At 55.4% G+C, this 15,017-nt stretch carries 15 protein-coding genes; 8 read left to right on the top strand and 7 right to left on the bottom strand.

All coding sequences use genetic code 11. The annotated features are described in order from the left end of the window. The first annotated feature begins 259 nt into the window (after nucleotides 1-259). From ACOYJL_RS04220 to ACOYJL_RS04190, 7 genes are all read left to right on the top strand, one after another. Nucleotides 260-850: a TetR/AcrR family transcriptional regulator gene (locus tag ACOYJL_RS04220; RefSeq protein WP_433568970.1), complete on the top strand. Its 591-nt coding sequence runs from the start codon at nucleotides 260-262 to the stop codon at nucleotides 848-850. A gap of 38 nt (nucleotides 851-888) precedes the next feature. Then, nucleotides 889-1,794, top strand: a complete 906-nt coding sequence (locus ACOYJL_RS04215) for a LysR family transcriptional regulator (protein ID WP_433568969.1) — start codon at nucleotides 889-891, stop codon at nucleotides 1,792-1,794. A gap of 160 nt (nucleotides 1,795-1,954) precedes the next feature. Further along, the gene (locus tag ACOYJL_RS04210) at nucleotides 1,955-2,989 is read left to right on the top strand and encodes an amidohydrolase family protein (protein WP_433568968.1); all 1,035 of its coding nucleotides are present in this window, start codon (nucleotides 1,955-1,957) and stop codon (nucleotides 2,987-2,989) included. A gap of 13 nt (nucleotides 2,990-3,002) precedes the next feature. After that, nucleotides 3,003-4,265 carry a hypothetical protein gene (locus ACOYJL_RS04205; RefSeq protein ID WP_433568967.1) on the top strand — a complete coding sequence of 421 codons (1,263 nt, stop codon included), beginning with the start codon at nucleotides 3,003-3,005 and terminating at the stop codon, nucleotides 4,263-4,265. Continuing rightward, a complete protein-coding gene (locus ACOYJL_RS04200) occupies nucleotides 4,262-5,371 on the top strand; it encodes a neutral/alkaline non-lysosomal ceramidase N-terminal domain-containing protein (protein ID WP_433568966.1) in 1,110 nt (369 codons plus the stop codon). Before ACOYJL_RS04205 ends, ACOYJL_RS04200 begins: the two co-directional genes overlap by 4 nt. Nucleotides 5,372-5,562: 191 nt before the next feature. Then, on the top strand, nucleotides 5,563-7,020 hold the full coding sequence (locus tag ACOYJL_RS04195) for a PTS transporter subunit EIIC (protein ID WP_433568965.1): 1,458 nt from the start codon (nucleotides 5,563-5,565) through the stop codon (nucleotides 7,018-7,020). A 128-nt stretch (nucleotides 7,021-7,148) separates the two neighbouring features. Next, entirely contained in the window at nucleotides 7,149-7,694 is a 546-nt protein-coding gene (locus ACOYJL_RS04190; protein ID WP_433568964.1) for a flavodoxin, read from the top strand. Here ACOYJL_RS04190 and ACOYJL_RS04185 read toward each other — a convergent pair. The 3 genes from ACOYJL_RS04185 to ACOYJL_RS04175 are packed head-to-tail and all read right to left on the bottom strand — an operon-like array spanning nucleotide 7,691 to nucleotide 10,112. Continuing rightward, entirely contained in the window at nucleotides 7,691-9,205 is a 1,515-nt protein-coding gene (locus tag ACOYJL_RS04185) for a TrkH family potassium uptake protein (protein ID WP_433568963.1), read from the bottom strand. The two genes, ACOYJL_RS04190 and ACOYJL_RS04185, sit on opposite strands and share 4 nt — an antisense overlap. Then, nucleotides 9,189-9,614 carry a potassium channel family protein gene (locus tag ACOYJL_RS04180; RefSeq protein WP_433568962.1) on the bottom strand — a complete coding sequence of 142 codons (426 nt, stop codon included), beginning with the start codon at nucleotides 9,612-9,614 and terminating at the stop codon, nucleotides 9,189-9,191. Before ACOYJL_RS04180 ends, ACOYJL_RS04185 begins: the two co-directional genes overlap by 17 nt. Nucleotides 9,615-9,620: 6 nt before the next feature. Next, a complete protein-coding gene (locus ACOYJL_RS04175; RefSeq protein ID WP_433568961.1) occupies nucleotides 9,621-10,112 on the bottom strand; it encodes a potassium channel family protein in 492 nt (163 codons plus the stop codon). Nucleotides 10,113-10,308: 196 nt separating this feature from the next. On the opposite strand from ACOYJL_RS04175, the gene ACOYJL_RS04170 reads away from it, so the two are divergent. Next, nucleotides 10,309-10,893 carry a TMEM175 family protein gene (locus tag ACOYJL_RS04170; RefSeq protein ID WP_433568960.1) on the top strand — a complete coding sequence of 195 codons (585 nt, stop codon included), beginning with the start codon at nucleotides 10,309-10,311 and terminating at the stop codon, nucleotides 10,891-10,893. On the opposite strand, the gene ACOYJL_RS04165 is transcribed toward ACOYJL_RS04170, so the two are convergent. The 4 genes from ACOYJL_RS04165 to ACOYJL_RS04150 form a co-directional block, all read right to left on the bottom strand. After that, nucleotides 10,890-11,807, bottom strand: a complete 918-nt coding sequence (locus ACOYJL_RS04165) for an AEC family transporter (protein WP_433568959.1) — start codon at nucleotides 11,805-11,807, stop codon at nucleotides 10,890-10,892. The two genes, ACOYJL_RS04170 and ACOYJL_RS04165, sit on opposite strands and share 4 nt — an antisense overlap. Nucleotides 11,808-11,986: 179 nt before the next feature. Continuing rightward, complete coding sequence (locus ACOYJL_RS04160) at nucleotides 11,987-12,730, bottom strand: DeoR/GlpR family DNA-binding transcription regulator (protein WP_433568958.1); 744 nt, start codon at nucleotides 12,728-12,730, stop codon at nucleotides 11,987-11,989. Continuing rightward, nucleotides 12,727-13,809, bottom strand: coding sequence for a Gfo/Idh/MocA family protein (locus tag ACOYJL_RS04155; protein WP_433568957.1), 1,083 nt, complete (start codon nucleotides 13,807-13,809; stop codon nucleotides 12,727-12,729). Before ACOYJL_RS04155 ends, ACOYJL_RS04160 begins: the two co-directional genes overlap by 4 nt. A 284-nt stretch (nucleotides 13,810-14,093) precedes the next feature. Next, a complete protein-coding gene (locus ACOYJL_RS04150; RefSeq protein WP_433568956.1) occupies nucleotides 14,094-14,756 on the bottom strand; it encodes a nitroreductase family protein in 663 nt (220 codons plus the stop codon). Nucleotides 14,757-15,017 lie beyond the last annotated feature (261 nt).

Raw genomic sequence — 15,017 nt, 5'->3', positions numbered from 1 at the left:
AGTCGAACATTGGGTGTCTTGGTGCCCTGTCGATTTGTAAATCTGTTGAATGTTGAACAGACGGTTTTTGGGTATTTTTTACGCTAACTGCGATAACCACGACAATTTGCACAGCATCTACCTGTGTTTTATTGGGATAAATGGGTATTTTTCTATCCGATTAGATGGCTGAAGAAAAATGTATTCTAAGGACTTGAAAATCTGTTGAGTTTTGTACAGTATCTAACGACGAACTTTTTTCAGCGGGGAGGGGCTAGCGGTGAAGGACATTAAGAACAAAAACGCGCTTCGATCGGTTCGCATGCTTGAGGAGGCCTACGTCGAGCTGCTGTCGGAGAAGGACCCTGACAAGATCACGGTCTCCGACATTGCTCGAAAGGCAGACCTCAACAGAGGCACTTTTTATGCCCACTTTGACGATATTCACGACCTTGAGCGCTCTTTGACAGACGAGATGCTCCATAGGCTTACCGTGATTCTCTCCGAAGTGGTCAACGAGTCCTTCCTTGAGAACCCTCGTCCCATCCTTGACCGCATTGGCGAGTTCCTTACCGAGAATCGCGACGTTATCCAGCGCTTTGTCCTTACCGGCAAGCTGCTGAGCTTCTTCAACATGATGGAAGACCGCCTTCGCGAGCAAACCGTCGAGAAGCTGGAGCAAGAGCATCCTGACGACGTTCCCTTCATTCTCTTTGTTGCCGATTACGTCGTTGGCGGCATTTTGCATACGTATGAGTCTTGGCTGAATAGCCACGAAGGCTCTGTCAGCATCGACGTCGTGAACGACAACCTTGAGAAACTTGTCCGTTCTACCGGCAAGTTTGTGAAAGAAGAGACTTGCGAGAAGTAAGCTTTCCCTGCCAGAGCCAAAGCTAGGGAGGTTTCGGTATGGATATGGAGCGCTGCCACGAGTTTGTCATCCTTGCCCAAACAAGGAACTATCTTGAGGCAAGCGAGCAGCTCTTCATATCTCAATCGTCGCTCTCCAAGCACATCAAGTCTCTTGAGAAGGAGCTTGGCGTCACCCTTTTCAACCGCTCTACCAGGCGCGTTGAGCTGACGGCTGACGGCCGAGCGTTCCTGCCATATGCCGAGCGCGCCGCGCGAATCCAATACGAGATAAACGACGCGTTCTCTAAGCATGCTTCCGAAAGAATCTATTCGCTCAAGATCGGGTCGATTCCCGTGATGGTGCCGTATGGCATTACCGCGATTCTTGCCAAATTTGAGCAGGACAACGAAGACGTTCGGCTGAAGCTTTACGAAGGCGATGCCGACGAGCTTCGCGACAGGCTTCGCAAAGGCGAGATTGAGCTTGCCTTCATTCGCGAATGGGACGGAGACACCAAAAACGACACGGGGGATGAGGAATTCTCCGCCCTTCCCTTTGCTGACGACCGGCTTGTTGCCATTCTTCCAGAAGACCATCCTTTGGCTGATCGCGAGCAGCTCCGTTTGGGCGAGCTTGCAAATGAAGACTTCCTTCTTCTGCCCGAGGGCTCTGTCATGCATGCCTTGATCATGGACGCTTGTGCCATTGAGGGCTTTACGCCAAATGTGCGTTATCGCGGTAAGCGCGCAGAAAACATTCTTGACTTGGTTTCTCGCGGCATGGGCGTGTCGCTTCTGATGCGCAAGCCTGCCATGTTTTTGGCAGACGAAGGCGTTCGCCTTGTGCCGGTCGAGCCAACCGTAACGACGCAAATCAAGCTTTATCACTTGCGGAACGCCCAGCTTTCGGACGCCGCGCTAAAGCTATTGCATTACATCCCGCTGTATCGCGCGGGGGAGTAGGCGCTGCAGTGGCGCTTGGTTTTTCCCTGCGCCGGCAACGCGTTGCGAATAGTTTCTAGTTCGGAATAAATGCTAACGCCGATAGAATTGCTTCGGCATAAGTGCCTCCATAGACTGAGAACCAGAAAGAAAAGTGCTGGTCAAAGTGACTGGAGGAAAAATGGTTATCGACGCAAACATGTATTGGTTTCCCGAAAGCATCTTCAAGGACGACGAGCTTCTGGACCGCTTTGTTGCCGAGGCGCCTCGCGCTTACGACACGAAGGTCTATCTAAAGGACGAGGGCGGCGTTCGCCAAGTTGTGGTTGAGAAGCCCGCGGGCTTTCCTAGCTTGAATTACGCTCAAGGCGATTACGTGCTTGAGAAGATGCTTGCCGACATGGACGAGGCGGGCGTCGACAAGGCGGTTCTGAAAGTCCCTGGCTGCAACGAGTGGATGAGCCTTGAGACTTGCCGCTATTTCAACGACGGCATGGCGGAGTACGCGAAGGCTTCCGGCGGAAGGCTGATTCCTCTGGCCGTTGTCCCTGCTACGGGCGGCGAGCGCGTGAACGCCGAGCTTGATCGTTGCATCGGGCAGCTTGGCTTTGGCGGCGTGCAGCTTTGCGCTCATTATGGCAACCATTATCTGGATGACGAGATGTTCGCCCCTCTCTTCGAGAAGCTGAACGACCTTGGCACAACGGTCTACGTGCATCACGTTCCTGTGCCGGTGGACAATGCCTCGCTTCTTGACTACAACAACTTGCGTCGCTCGTACGGGCGTTGCGTGGACCAGACCACGGCCGTTTGCCGCGAGCTCTTTAGCGACTTCTTTGTGCGTTATCCCAACCTCAAGATGGTGCACTCCATGCTGGGCGGAGGCATCTTCTCGATTGCCCAAATGCTTCTTCCTAAGGCAAGCAAGCGCAAGGACGCCGTGCAGCGCTTCCAGACCGACAACGGCGAGCTTGCCCAGCGCATGGCAGACCATCTGTACTTTGAGATGTCTCATGCCCAGCCTTGGGGCAAGGACGCCCTTGAGTGCGCCGTCCATGTTCTGGGCGCTGACCACGTGATCTTTGGCAGCTCTTACCCCGTGCGCCGCGAGTGGCTTTTGGATGGCCCTGCGTTTGTCGAGCAGCTTGACCTGACTGCCGAGGAGCGTGGGCTTCTCCTGTCCGAAAACGCCCGCCGACTGTACGCTATCGACTAGCGGGGTGATTGTTGTGACAACGAGGGCTGGCGCAGGCAAGGCGACAATAGATTTGAGCTCGGTGCTGCCTTTTGACGGCTTCGACAAAGAGCGTACCTGCGCTTTTGCTCGCGCAGTGCTTCTTGAGGCGGACGGAACTCGGGCTTGCTTGGTCTCGCTTGAGGTCACGTCGCTTCGATCCGACGTGGTCTTGGACATGCGCCGTGAAGTTGCCGATGTCACAGGCTGTGACCAGGCGTTCGTTTGGATTTGCGTCTCGCATTCGTTTAGCTTCCCGCACGTCAGGTCGCTGACTTCTCTTACGAGCGACGACCAGCTGGCGAGAAATGCGTGCCTTCGCAAGGCTCTTCTTGATGCTGTGCGCGAGGCGGCGCAAGATGCCGTATGCTCGCTTGCTCCGGCGCGTCTTTTTGCGACTGTCGGACAGACGGACGTGAACGTGAACCGCGACGTGGAGCTTGCTTCTGGCTGGTGGCTGGGTCTAAACCCCGCTGGCTTTTCGGATCACGGCCTTCGCCAGCTTTACGCGACGGACGAGAAGGGCGACGTTATTTGGCTGGCCTTCTCGGCTGACGTGCAGTCTTCCGTGCTTGACCACTCCGTCACCTCGGACGGGCAAAGAGTTGTGGACGGCGACTTGGCAGGATGCGCTTGCAGAAAGCTAGAGGAAGCGCTTCCGGGAGCTGTCGCGCTCTTTGTCGTTGGTTGCGCTGCCGACCAAGCGCCTTGCGAGAAGGCCGCTTTGCAAGTTTGCGGTGATGACGGAAAGCTTGCCATGCGCGACGCTCATGAAGAGGGCTTCTCGATGGTCGAAAGATTAGGGAAAAGGCTTTCCGACCAGGCGCTTATCGCGGTTAGGACAAATTCGGGACGCGAGATAGCAGTGCCAAGCATTCGTTCCTTTGAGCGAGAAGTGCAGCTTCCTGGGCAAGTCCGTCGAGACTTCTCCAAGCTTTCGCCTACGCGCTCTTGGAGCTTTGAGCAAGGAGAGCCGGTTGCCACGACGGTTCGCGCTCTTGCCTTAGGTGATGTTGCGGTTGTGGGCGTTGAGCCTGAGCTGACAAGCCACATGGGCTTTGAGCTGCGGCGCATTGATGGCTTGCTGGACGTTCTGACTATGGTCAACGGGGCGGCAAAGTATCTTCCCGAAGACGATGCATACGACAAGGTTACGTACGAAGCGCAAAACTCAGGGTTCGCACGCGGCTCGGCAGAGCTTCTTGCTTCGGCAATTCAGTCGCTTGTTGCGGACGCTACCGGAAAGGGTCTCTCATGAAAGTTGGACACGCGCGCAGAAAGCTGACGCCGCAAGGCGACATCTATTTGATTGGTTACCGCGATTTGCCCAATCGCTTGGAGCCGGCTACTGGCGTTCACGACGACGTCTACGCCAACTGCCTCCTCTTTCAGCAGGATGACCGCGAAATCTATATTTTCAACGCCGACTTCTTGGAGTTTGAGGACAGCATGGCCGAAGAGGTCAAAACCATGTTGGCAACTCGTTACGGGATTGACCGCGATTGCGTCCTTCTCTCCGCTACGCACGACCACACCTCTATCGCTGCTTACCATAAGAGCTGGTGGACGGGAAAGTTTGACCAAGGCTATTACGATTGGCTTCTTCAAACCATTTGCGATTGCTTTGAGGAATGCCGCGCAAATGCCCAGCCGGCAACGGCTCGCATGGGCAAGCGCGTAATTGAGGGTTACTACGGTAACCGTAATGTTGCTGGCAAGCTTGCTGACAACGAAGTCATTGTCCTCTCGTTCTTTGACGAGAATGACAAGCCTTTTGCCGGTCTTGTCAATTGGGCGGTGCATTCCGCTTGCGTCGGGCCTGATTGCACAGAGCTGACGGGCGACCTTGCTGGTCTTACGGGAAAGAAGCTGGCCTCAACGCTTGGGTACTATCCAGCGATGATCGTCGGTGCGGCGGGCGATTGCAGCGACAAGAACTTCCGCCAAGGCCGTGGCGTCGCTGAGGCGGAGCGCGTCTCGGACGGCCTTGCCTCGGCCATTGCGGAAATTCCTCTCGACACCCCTGTTGAGCTGGGAAGCATTGAGGTTCAGACCTTCTACCACGTTGTCGCGCATGATGACTTCAGCTTGGATCTTCATTGCGAGGTCATCAGCTTGGGCGGTCTGCACCTCTTTGTGTTCCCCAGCGAGCTGGGCGGGGACTTTGGCATTCAGATGAAGAAGGAATGCCCTGTTCAAGGGCTTGTCTTTGGCTATACCAACGGCTATCACGAGTACTTCTTCCCTGCATGGGAGTACGGCCTCTCGTTTGAGACTTCCCACACGCAAGTCCCCAAGGGCGAGCCGGAGCGCATCGTCCAGAAGTTCTGCGACGCTTCCCGGCGTCTCGGCTCTTCTCGCTGAATTAAGTCAGCTTTGGAATTAATGACCACGTACTAGGAATTGCTACGGAATAACCCCACCTAGTACCCTGTAATTGTCAGTAAGACAGGCACTTAGTCCAAGGTCAGACAGGTGTTCTCCCTACGACGTCTACGGGAGCGACCATCGGCCACGAGACAGCCTTTCCACAACTTCCCATTAAGGAGGGAACCATGAAGTACCAGGCTCTGTGCGAGCAGATCATTAGTCTGGTGGGTGGCAAGGACAACGTCGTCGATGTGAGCCACTGCATCACGAGGCTTCGCTTCCATCTGAAGGACGAGTCCAAGGCGGACACCGAAGCTCTCAAGAAGACGAAGGGCGTCATCGACGTCATCCAGTCCGGTGGCCAATATCAGGTAGTTGTTGGCTCTGCTGTAGAGGCAATTTACGCCGACCTCATCAAAATTGGCGGTTTTCAAGATCAGCCGGCTTTGGATATCGATGAGGGCGACCTTGCCAAGAAGGACGACGGCAAGAAGACCGACCCGTTTACGCACTTGCTTGCCGTTGTCTCTGAGATTCTTCAGCCCGTCCTCGGCGTGCTCATGGCAGGCGGCTTCATCAAGTCGATGCTTGCCCTTTGCTCCGTCGCAGGTTGGCTGGCAAAAGACAGCTCGACGTACCTTGTGCTCTCTGCCATTGGCGACTCGGTCTTCTACTTCTTCCCGATCATCATTGGCTACACCTCAGCAAAGCGCTTTGGCCTGAAGCCTGTCATGGGCATGGCGCTGGGCGGAATCCTTGTGTACCCGACGCTCGTCGCCCTTATGGACGTCGACCCGCTTTACACCCTCTTTGAGGGAACGGTCTTCGAGTGCAGCGTCTACGGCGACATCTTTGGCATTCCCCTGATCATGCAAAGCTATGCTTCCACGATCATCCCGGCAATCTTTATCGTTTGGTTTGCTTCCAAGCTGCACAAGTGGCTCATCGGCGTTCTGCCTTCGCTTGTCTCCTCGTTCCTCGCTAACATCATCACGCTCTTTGTTTGCGGCATCGTGGGCCTTGTTGTGATTGGCCCTGTCACCACCGTCCTCTCCAACCTCGTCGCTGCCCTCATCATGGCGCTCATCGGCTTCCAGCCCGCCATCGCCGGCTTCGTGATCGGCACCTTCTGGAGCCTGCTGGTTATGTTCGGTCTGCACTGGGGCATCATCCCGCTTTGGTTCCTGGACGTTGCAACGTATGGCTACGACCTGATTAACCCGCTGGTCTATGCAGGCGGCTGCGCAATAATCGGCGCTGTTGTGGGCGTCATCATCCGCACCAAGAATGCCGAGGAGAACGCCGAGGTCAACGTTCCTGCTCTTATCTCCTCGATCTTCGGCGTCAACGAGCCCGCTCTGTACGCAATCCTGATTCCGCGCAAGAAGCTTATGTGGGCTACCTTCATCTCTGCTGGTATCGGCGGCGCAATCGCCGGTGCTGCAGGCGCGAAGCTTTACTCCTTCGGCGCTTCCGGTCCTCTTGGCTTCCCCAGCTTCATCAACCCTGCTGGTATTGACGCTGGCTTCATCGGCTTGATCATCTCTGGCATCGTCGCCCTGATCTGCGCTTTGGTTGCCGCTTTGATGATTGGCACTGCCAAGGACGAGGGCAACAAGGGCTTCAACCTCAAGATTGAGTAATCCTTCTGATATTAGAAAACGTAATGACAAGAACGTGACCGTGCTTTTTGACGCGGTCACGTTCTTGCGTTGGCATGGTTTTCTATGGGGTAGAGTATCTGCGTGTTGATTCAGGCGAGAGGGGTTTAATGAACGCGCTCATCATGTATTACTCGCGCAAGGGCAGGACCGAGCAGCTTGCTAAGACCATTCAGTCTGACCTTGGCTGCGACATTTTGAAGATTGAGCCCGATAAGCCCTTTGGCAACTTCGTCTCGGTTCTAAGCCGAGAATCGCATGATCGCAATAAGCCCGAAAATGGCACTCATGCAGTAACCGCTGTGCCGGATCTTTCCGGCTACGATGTCGTGCTTGTGGGATATCCCATCTGGCAAACCGAGATGCCGGAGTTTCTCGCCCAATTCCTTGAGGCTTGTGACTTCGCTGGCAAGACGGTCATTCCTTTTGCGACTTGCGCCTCTACGGGAATTCAGCCTTCCCTTAAGCGCATGAGCACCGTTGTCGGGACTGATTGCGACTTGCTGAATCCGCTTTGCTTTGGCGCTGGTCATCACGATGACTATCGTTCCTGGCTCAATAAGACGCGCGAGCTGGCAGAGCTTGCAGCCAATAAAGACGATGACCGCGATCAGGACGATTCTGACGCTTCGGACGAAGAGGACGGCAACGCTTAGCGCTCGCGATTCTGCGAGACAAGCCTTGCGCGAGCGAACGCTGTGATGATGGGATAAATCTCAAGTCGGCCAAGGAACATGCCGGCGATGGTTATCCATATGACGGGCAAGCTTGCTCCACGGACGGCGATGCCAGAGCTCAGTCCCACAGTTCCTAACGCAGAGGCAAACTCAAAGAATGACTGCCCAATGCTGTGGCCGCAAAGCGTGTAGGCAAGCGTTCCGGCAAAGAGCGTAAGAAGGTATACAAGCGAGAAGACCGTGGCGGACGTCATCTCGTCTTGCTCGAGCTTCCTTCTTCTGCCTAGCCTCATGATCATGTCGGAATGCACGCGCCTGCGATGCGTGATGGTTGCCCTCACGTTCCACCAAAGCATCCTTCCTACTTCCGCAACGCGCCATTGCTTGATGCCGCCACCGGTGGACTCGGTCTCGGCGCCAAGGACCATGCCAAGAATCAGCAACAGCCTTGCTGCTGAAGGCCACTCGCTGTACGTGGAGACCGATTGGAATCCCGTTGTGGTAACGGCGGAAATGATCTGGAATGCGGAGCAGCGAAGGGCGTCGCCGAGGTTGTCGTATGTCCCCTCAACGAGGAGGACGCACGTAGTCAAGATGATGCCGCCTAGCAGCGTAAACGCATAACTTCTCGTCTCGATGTCGCGCCAGAAGTCGCGCCTGCGACCAGTGATCAGAAGCATGTGAAGAGCGCACCCGGTGCCGCCCAAAATCATGAGGACGCAAGTGATGATCTCGACGGGGATGCTTTGGAAGAACTCGATTGAGTTGCTGTGCGTTGAGAAGCCGCCGGTGCAGACGGCGCCGATTGCGTGGATGAGGGCGTCGAAGTCGTTTACGCCCACTGCCATGTAAGCCAACGTGCCCACCACGATGAGCGTTGCGTATATGGAAAGAATCAGCTTTGCCGAGCGCTTCAAGTTTGGAAGAAGCCGGTCGGTATGTCCTTCCGTCACGTAAAGGCGCATGCCATGGCTGTCACTAATTGCGCTTACCACGATTAGCACCAACCCGATGCCACCAAAGAACAGAAGGAGGCTTCTAAAAAGAAGAACTACCTTCGGGACATCCTCTGGCACCAGCATCGTGAACGTGGTGGTCGAAAGCCCCGAGATTGACTCGAAGACAGCAGCAGAAAAGCTCATGTTGCAAGCGAGCATGAAAGGAACGGCGCAAGCAATCATTGCCATGGTCCAGGTAAGTACCAAAATCACGGAATCCTGCCCGCGCTCCAAGTGACCCTTCTCGCGGCCGTGAATGCGCATGTTTGCAATGGCGCCGCCGCCTAGCATCACCGTTGCGGGAGCCAGGAAGCACCAAGCGTAGCCAACTTCGTCTGGCCAAAAGGGGAGGAAAAGCAAGGGAACAAGAAGCATCACGCCAATGAGCATGGCCATGACGCCCAAGTATCCAATGGTGAGGTCAAGACCGGTCGCTACGCTTTCTAGCTCGCCGCTCTCTTTGGAGCGGCGAAGTTTAGTCGCTCGTCTCACAGTCATCCTCCGAGGTGGTGGCGCGGTCAATGTCCTCCGCAAGCGAGCGAGCGGCGCTGATGGCGTGGGTTATTCCCAACCGCTTGAAAAGAGTCACGTTTCGAGGGTCGCGAACGGTGCAGACCGTCTTCGGAATGCCGTACTCCTTTTTCGCCGTGCGGCATGCCACAAAGTTGTCAGAGTCGTGGTCGAGAAGGGCGATGAAGACGTCTGGGGAAGGAAGGCTTACATCATCGAGGGCGTCGAGGCTTGTGGGGTCTCCAGCGATGACCTCGATGTCATAAGCCTCGCTCAAAACTTGTGCACGAAGGCGATTATCGCAAACGAGGCTGACTTCGTTGCCCATGGAGAGAAGCGATCCTACCAGGTAGAACGTCTCGTCATTGCTTCCTGCAACAAGGATTCTCATAGCTCATCATCTCCAGGAAGCTTGATGCCGGAGAGGCGCGAGAACTCTTCTTCGCAAAGCTCGCGCGGGCAAAGGGCAAAGTACTCTAACCGCGTCTTGCTCAAGAAGGTCTGCCTTGCGACGGTCGTGCAGACGAACGTACACCTCGGGCACGCCATAGACTTCTGCTGCAAAAGCCCCAATGCAGATGTTGTCGTTGTCGCGCGTGGCAAGAGCCAAGACCATGGCAGCTTCCTCGATGCCGTTTCGCTCAAGGACTTCGGCGCTTGTGCCGTCCCCGACGTCAGTGAATCCTCCAAAGCTGTCGTCCAAGCGACGGAACGCTCTTGTCACCAAGTCAATGACGCAGACGTCTCGGCCTAGAAGAGAGAGCTTTGCGGCGACGGAGGCGCCTAAGTGACCGCATCCAACGACAATCACGCGCTCACGACGAGAAGGAAGGACCTCATGAGCCCTTTTTCCAAGGCTTTCCTTTTGGGGATTGCCATCATTGTCCAAGGTCAAGGTTCCTCCCGTCCTAATGCCGTTCTTCTGGGCAGCCATATTGCACTGTGGTAACCCGGCATGCTGCCATTGTCAAACGCATGCAGGAAATCATGGTACCCTTACCCAACACATGTTCCGTAATTTTCGGTAGCCGCGATAACTGCCTTTTAGCGGTCGTAATCGCTGCGGCGAAAGTAGAGGAGACCAAATGGATAAGGGCAGGCTTGAGGCGTTTTCTGACGGAGTTATCGCCATTCTCATCACCATCATGGTCCTTGAGTTGGCAACGCCTCAAGGAAATACGCTGAGCGCGCTTATGCAAGACGCCTCTATGCTCCTGGGCTACGCAATCAGCTACTTCTACCTTGGCATCTACTGGGTCAACCATCACCGGATGCTCTCGAAGGTGGACGAGGTTTGCAACTCCGCCCTTTGGGCAAACTTGGTCCTGCTCTTCTTCATGTCTTTGATCCCGTTTGCCACTGGCTGGGTCATTCAAGAAAACTATGCCCCTGAGCCCACGCTTTTCTATTGCCTCGTACTGCTCTTGGTCGCCTTCGTTTTCCAAGTAACCGTGGCCAGCGTAAATCACAAGCACAATCCGTTTGCCGCCGCTTGTTCGGCAATCGTCCACGAGCCTTTGGCGGGCTTCTCGGTAGGCGGGCTTATTGTTGCTTGCGCTTGCGCGATGTTGGCACCTTTTGTCTCTTACATTCTTATTGTTGCGACGGTTCTTCCTTGGATCTCGGCAAAGGCTACCAAGAGTCAGCCATCTTGCGAGACTGACCGTTAGAAAAGAGCCAAGGCCAAAGCCATGATGGGCGGCATGGTCAAAAGCGACAAGAGCGTCGACACCGAGACAACGCCTGCTGCGTAGCGATAGTCCTTGCCAAACTTGTCCGCAAACATAGCGACGATGACGCCTGTTGGAGCTGCATACGCAATGAGCGTCACCAGCCGAACGTTGACGGGCAAGAAGCCAAAAGCGCAGAGAAGCGCAATGGTGACGAGCGGTGCCACAACAAGCCTGAGAAGCGAAGCCTTATAAAGCTTGCGGTCGCGCAAGAGCGAACGGATGTCCGCACCAGCCAGCATGGCTCCAAGAACCAACATCGCTAGACCGGTGTTGAGGTTTGCAATGTCGGTAATCGCGGTAACTACCATATCGGGCAAGGCGAGTTGCGTAAGGTAAATGACAAGTCCTACGCAAACCGAGATAACAACAGGATTCTTCAGGGCGCTCGTGAGCGACGCTTGCTTCTTGTCGCCGGACACCAGGTAGACGCCATAGGTCCAGACGTAGATGTTGTAAGCGACAAGCACCATTGAAAGATAGAAGACGTAATCAATTCCCAAGACGCTCTGCACCAGCGGGATGCCGATGAATCCGCTGTTAGAGAAGATGACGGCGGCTTGTGAGACGACGTTTTTCTTCCTAAACGCGATTTGTGCCAAGACCGAAGTCACGACAAGCACAAGAAGCGAAATGGCAATGCTCCAAAGACCGTTCGCAAGCTCCGTGTAGTCAAAAGGGCGGATGAACGAGACGACGATGGCGGCCGGGTTGGCAACGTACATGACGACGTTGCTCAGCTGGCTTACGCCATGGTCGTCCACGAGCTTTGAGCGAACAAGGATGAACCCAACGGCCATGATGAGAAACATCGAGACAATCTGTCCAGCAAGAACTGCGATAGAGCCGTCCATCAACATGCCTTCCTAGAAGGTGCGGCGCTAAATGCGCTTTGCGACCTTCTCGCATTGCTTTGTACATGCTGGTTTATTCGAACACTCTTGGCTTATCGCGGCAAGTTGTTTTGCCAAAGGGGAAACTTTGCAGAGAGAAAAGGGGAGCGTCGGATTTCTCCGGCGCTCCCAGCTAAGAGCTAAGACACTGTGTGGATGTTCTTGAAGTCCTTGTAACTCTCGGGAACTTGGTCGGTCAGAATGGTCGCCGCCTCCATGCTGGCAAAGGAAATTGCGGCGCATCGCCCAAACTTTGATTGGTCTGCAAGAACGTACGGTCTGGTCGTGTGCTCCATTGAGACACGCTTGACTTGCGCTTCGTATCTGTCCGGCGTCGTGAAGCCTTGCTCGTATGTGATGCCGTTGGTGCCCCAAAAGCCAATCGCAAAGTAGTAATGGCTTAGCGTGTCCAGCGCCTCCGGCCCCACAAGCGCTCCCGTTGCCCCCTTGAGCTCGCCGCCCAAAAGGATTACGCGAAAGCCACGCTTCTTGAGCGCCATGCCATTTGCCACGGAATCAGTTACGTACAAGGCGTTCGTCTGGGTCAGCACGTCGATGAGCGCTCGCGTTGAGGTTCCCGAGTCAATGTAGACAAGGTCGTTCGGGCAGATGAGCTTGGCCGCCTCCAAAGCGATGCGCATTTTTGCGTCATCGTGAAGGCCGGCTCGCTCATCAATGGTCAAATCACGTTGGACGTGCTGGTCCTCAAGCGAAGTGGCTCCGCCATGGACCTTGGTCAGAAGACCCGCAGAGTCAAGCTCCGCCAAGTCACGCCGGATGGTTGACTCCGACGTACCAAGGCTCCGGGCAAGCTCGGGAACCGTGACCGTTCCATTCTTGCGAACGGACTCAAGGATCTGCTCGTGACGTTGGTGCGCTATCATGCGCCAATCTCCTCGGGATACGTGACGCCCCATTCGTAGCGCAAGCGGGTCATGAGCTCCATTACGTCTGCCGCGTAGTCAATAAGGTGGGCTGCTTCCTTGTCGCCAGCCACGGCACGTTCAAGGTCGGCAATCTCGTAATCAAGTGCATAAGCCTCGACGCCGCAAGAGACTTCCTCCACACGGCCGTCTTCGGTCCAGACAATCTTTGCGCGGTCGGCGCGCGGGTAGTTCTCGACCTCGACGTAGCACTTGTCAAACGAGAGAACGCCGCGTTTTGGCTGCTTAGAGTGCATGCTCAACGTGAAGGTTGCAATCTGGCCCTCGGCATTGCGCATAACGATGCCGCTTGTCTGGTCGACGCCGGTCTTTGCCTTGTTGGCAAGAGAGACAACTTCGTCGGGCTGGCTTGCCATGAAAAGGCGAGCCAAGCTGATAGCGTAGACGCCGATGTCCAGCATTGCGCCGCCGGCAAGCTTGGGGTTATAGAAGCGGTTCTTGTAGTCGCCATACTCTTTGTAGCTGCCGAAGTTCATCTGCACAACGTTCAGCTGGCCAAACTCGCCTGCGTCGGCGCGGCGACGAAGCTCTTTGTACAGCGGCATGTGCAAGATTGTGGTTGCGTCCATCAAGATTGCGTCGTGCTCGGCGGCAATGGCGCGAGCCTCAGACAGCTCGTCGGAATTCAGCGTGATCGCCTTCTCGCAAAGGACGTTCTTCCCGGCTGCGAGGGCGGAGCGCAGATACGCGATGTGCGTGTTGTGCGGGGTTGTCACATAGATGGCGTCTACCTTGGGGTCAGCGTACAGCTCGTCGACTGAGTTGTAGACGCGCTCGACGCCATACGTTTGGGCAAAGGCTTGGGCCTTGGGCAGCGTGCGGTTGGCGACGCCGTAGATTTTGCGACCTGCAAGGGCCAGCGACTGAGCCATCTGGTTTGCGATGACTCCGCAGCCGATGACAGCCCAGGTAAGCTGGGGTGCCGTAAAGATGTCAGTAGGGAAGGGCTTGCCTTCGACTTCTGCGAAAGCTGCCTTTGCGGCTTGTGCCGCGTCGAGCGGTGCTGCGTTCTCTGCCATGATGACCTCCAAGTGGTCGCACCAACATGCCCGCCTCAATTGCTGACTCCATTTGACCACTTTTGCGCGAAATTGCAATACATTTGCGCAAAAGTGGTCAAAATAGCGCAGATATTTCTGAGAAACGAGCAAAACTGCGCAAAGAGCCGCTTTGGAGGCGCGTGGCGAGAAGTGCTTCGAAGCTTCTTGGGAGAGCTGCTTCATGGGCGCTTGGCGAGAAGGGCAGCAGATGTTCTCAGCGAGAATTGCCTCGAATTCGAAGCGGCCGAGAACCCTCGCCTTCCTTAGCCGACCTTGTGCCCGCTTGCCACCTCAAAGTGATAGCTGGCAATCCCCAAGTCGATGTTTGCGCAAGGCCCTGCTCCCGTAGTTGCGCTCACTTGACCGTTCGCCAAGGTGAAGCGGAACTTCTGCTGGTTGATGGCGGTGGGGGCAAGCTGGGCTGCCTTCATTCCGTCCATGAACCATTGCGGAATCTGGTCTTGGCTTGCAAGATCGGTGCTGTACAGCTTCTCCAGCGGCTTTGACTTGTGAGGTCTTCCTTGCGTGGCGCCATAGCCAAGCGCAATCACAATGGCCAAGCGCTCGCCCTTCTCGATGCGCGCTTTGGTCTTGCCATGCGACATGGCAACCCAGCAGCTGTTTAGCCCCATCATTTGAGCTGCCAGCACAACTTTCTCGCCGTAATAGCCAGCTTTGCGGTCAAGGTCTGGCGTGTCAGCTCCGACAATCGCCAAGTAATTGCTGACATTCCTGAAGCTTCCGTAATGAGCAATCAAGTTGTCAAAGCACTTGGGCTCGTCAAAGAGCAGCTGCATGGAGAGCCCGCCCTCGCGATTTGCCTCGTCCACCACTGCCTGAAGCTTCTGACGAACGTCGTTCTCGATGGGCTTCTCAAGATATTGACGTACGGAATGCCGTGCGCTGATTGCCTCAAGTTCATTCATAAGGCGCCCCTTTGCCATAAGTTGTTCGGTCGTCTGCTCGTACTGGTACCCTTAATTGGGACAAAATAGTGGTGTTGCGGCAACGTGGTCCGCAAGGCACCTACGATCGGAGGAGATTCATGGAGATCAAAGACTTGATATGGCTGCCCAAATTCAGACACGTTTGAAGCCGAGCTAACGAAAGCCCTAGGATGTGCCGAAAGGCACGGAAGGGCTATTGCCATGAGCAAGACGACGAGAAGGAAGTACGACCCCAAGTTC

Source organism: Tractidigestivibacter sp., from assembly GCF_050946515.1.
Taxonomy (GTDB): domain Bacteria; phylum Actinomycetota; class Coriobacteriia; order Coriobacteriales; family Atopobiaceae; genus Tractidigestivibacter.
This window is presented reverse-complemented; position numbering and strand designations above follow the sequence as displayed.